The organism is Thermoleptolyngbya sp. M55_K2018_002 (assembly GCF_015295965.1).
GTDB lineage: Bacteria > Cyanobacteriota > Cyanobacteriia > Elainellales > Elainellaceae > Thermoleptolyngbya > Thermoleptolyngbya sichuanensis.
On record NZ_DVEA01000326.1, the window covers coordinates 1 to 3,000 of the forward strand.

The window sequence follows — 3,000 nt, forward strand, 5'->3', positions numbered from 1 at the left end:
GGGAAGAACGAAGAGGGAAGAGGGAAGAACGAAGAGGGAAGAGGGAAGAACGAAGAGGGAAGAACGAAGAACGAAGAGGGAAGAGGGAAGAACGAAGAGGGAAGAACGAAGAATGAAGGGGGAAAAATGAGGGGGGAAGGGGGATGATGGGATGATGGGAGGGGCTGATTTGCCATTTCTACTTTACTCTTCCCGTGGCTCTGACCACTTTTCTCTTCCCACTGCTGCATGGACTTCCGCAATCTCAACACCCTCTGGGCTTCTGTGCTGACTGAAACGCTGGTGCGACTGGGATTGCGGGTGGCGGTGGTGTGTCCGGGGTCGCGGTCGGCTCCGCTGGCGATCGCCCTTGCCCAGCAGTCGGGTCTGGAGGCGATTCCGGTGCTGGACGAGCGATCGGCTGCGTTTTTTGCGCTGGGTCTGGCGAAGCAGACCGGACGACCGGTGGCCCTGGTCTGCACGTCGGGCACAGCGGGCGCAAACTTTTATCCAGCGGTGATCGAAGCCCGCGAAAGCCGCGTGCCGCTGCTGGTGTTGACGGCCGATCGTCCGCCGGAACTGCGCGACTGCAACGCGGGGCAAACCATCGATCAGCAAAAACTCTTCGGCAGCTTTGTGAACTGGTATCACGAAGTCGCCACGCCCACTGCGGAAGTTTCTCAACTCGCCTACCTGCGCCAAACTGCGATTCACGCCTGGGAGCGGACTCAGCAGCCCATCGCGGGCGCAGTGCATCTCAATCTGCCGTTCCGCGACCCATTGGCTCCCGTGCCCCAGCCCGATGTGCTGGCTCTCAGGGCATCCCTGGATGAAGCCCATTTCTTTGCCAATGTCGCGGCCTACATTGCTCAGAGTGATGGAGGGACGGAGCGAGGGGGTGATTTAGTCCCGGCGCTCCCGTTCTCCGCTCTTTCTCGCCGCGGCCTGATCATTGCGGGCATTGCCCAATTCCCCAGTGCGGCTGCGGCCCGGGCCCACTGTCGGGCGATCGCCCAGCTTTCCTCCTGTCTGGGGTTTCCGGTGCTGGCGGAGGGGCTGTCGCCGCTGCGAAACTATGCCCGCCTCAACCCGTATCTGGTGTCGAGCTATGACACGCTGCTGCGCGATCCTAACCTGGCGACGGAGCTTGCGCCAGAGGGGGTGCTTCGGATTGGCGAAATGCCCACCAGCAAGGAGTTGCGAAGCTGGCTGGAGCGCACTCAGCCGCAGCAGTGGGTGGTAGACAGGGGCGATCGCAACCTTGATCCGCTGCACCTGCGGACGGTTCATCTGCGCTGCTCTGTTCAGCACCTCGTTCAACATCTGGCCGCGTCGCTGCCCAGCCCCCCCGCGCCGCCGACGGATTACCTGAAGCGCTGGTTGCAGGCAGAGACAGACTGCTGGCAGCAGCAGCGGCACACCCTGCGATCGCTCGACTCACTGATCGAAGCCAAGACCGCCTGGGTGCTGTCGCAATGCTTGCCGCCGGAAACGCCGCTGGTCATCGCCAACAGCACGGCCGTTCGCTATGTCGAGTGGTTTTGGGAACCGGGCGATCGCGCCATTCAGCCCTTCTGCAATCGCGGCGCAAACGGCATCGACGGCACGCTTTCGACCGCTCTTGGCATCGCCCACGGCAACCAGCCCAGCGTTTTGCTAACGGGCGACCTAGCGCTGCTGCACGACACCAACGGCTTTTTGCTGGGGCCCCGCCTGCGTGGACACCTCACCATCGTCCTGATCAACAATCGCGGCGGCGGCATTTTCGAGAACCTGCCCATTGCCCAGTTCGAGCCGCCGTTCGAGGAATTTTTTGCCACACCGCAACCCGTGGAATTTGCCCCACTCTGCGCCACCTACGGCATCGCCCACGAACTCGTCCACACCTGGGAGCAGCTAGCCCAGGCGCTGAAGGTGCTGCCTAGCGAGGGGATACGGGTGCTGGAACTCCAGTGCGATCGCAAGCTCAATGCCCGCTGGCTGGCTCAGCGTACCCCGCGCTAGGCAGATCGGGCGTTAAAACTAAAACGCTTCTCCCAAGCGCTTCTTCTAAACGCCTCTCTTAAACGCTTCTTCTAAAACGCCTCTCCTAAAGCGCCCTCATCAAGGCTTTGCCTGACTCAGCATCTTGCGAATTTCGTCGTTTAGCTCACGAAAGACGTGCCGTGGACTCACTTCATCCAGCATTTCCACAATGCGCTGCGTCTGTGCGTCGGTCAGCGATGGGTTGCCCGTCAGCGATTCTAGCTTGACCTTCAGAATGCGATCGCGAATCTCGCTTTCCGAAGCCCCATTTGCCACCATATCCGCCACAATCTTGCTGGACTTGGCAAACTGAATGAAGTCCTTGTTCAACAGGTCATAGGACAGTTCGCCCTTCTTGTTTGTGTAGGCCTTGACGATGGCTTCATACTCGGCGCTGTCTACCGTTGCCACTTCTTCGGGCGAGGCCTCTTCGTCTTCAGGCTCTTCTCGCACGCCGCTCAGCTTGACCGGGCCCCGACGAGAGTAGGGCATTCCTGCCGTCAGTTCCATCGCCTCCCGAAAGGCTTCCATCGGAAAGGTTTCGAGGTTAATATTGGCGGCCGGTTCTGGCTCGGCAGTGCGGCGGTTGATGGTTGCCAGACCAGGCTGGGCATTGTCATAGCGCAAAATCACAATGCCTGCCTTGCCGTCTCTCAGCTTTTGGCGATAGGCAGCGGCTTCAATCGTGGAAAGTTCAACAATTTTTGTTCTGATCATGAGTCAGACCTTGTACTGGATGACCAAACGGAATCTGGAGTCACCTTACCACTCAATTGACAAGGTTCTGGAAGTGCGCCCCGACACATTCTGCAAAAGTAGAAAAGTTGCAGATGCCGATTCACAGCACAAATTCACAGCACAGATTCGCAGCATCAAGGGCAGCCCTAGTTTCCAAGGCTGATAAAGCTAACCGCAAAGACTGCTAACCGCAAAGACTGGAAAAACTGGGGCGCTAGGATTCGAACCTAGGAATGGCGGGACCAAAACCCGCTGCCT

The 3,000-nt window shown here is 59.2% G+C and carries 2 protein-coding genes; one reads left to right on the forward strand and one right to left on the reverse strand.

What is annotated here, in order from left to right; genetic code table 11:
* Positions 1-228 precede the first annotated feature (228 nt).
* On the forward strand, positions 229-1,983 hold the full coding sequence (gene menD / locus IGS51_RS16705; RefSeq protein ID WP_297079953.1) for a 2-succinyl-5-enolpyruvyl-6-hydroxy-3-cyclohexene-1-carboxylic-acid synthase: 1,755 nt from the start codon (positions 229-231) through the stop codon (positions 1,981-1,983).
* A 99-nt stretch (positions 1,984-2,082) separates the two neighbouring features.
* Here the strand turns inward: menD and IGS51_RS16710 are convergent, their stop codons facing one another.
* Complete coding sequence (locus IGS51_RS16710; RefSeq protein ID WP_068515579.1) at positions 2,083-2,721, reverse strand: hypothetical protein; 639 nt, start codon at positions 2,719-2,721, stop codon at positions 2,083-2,085.
* Positions 2,722-3,000: the final 279 nt, after the last annotated feature.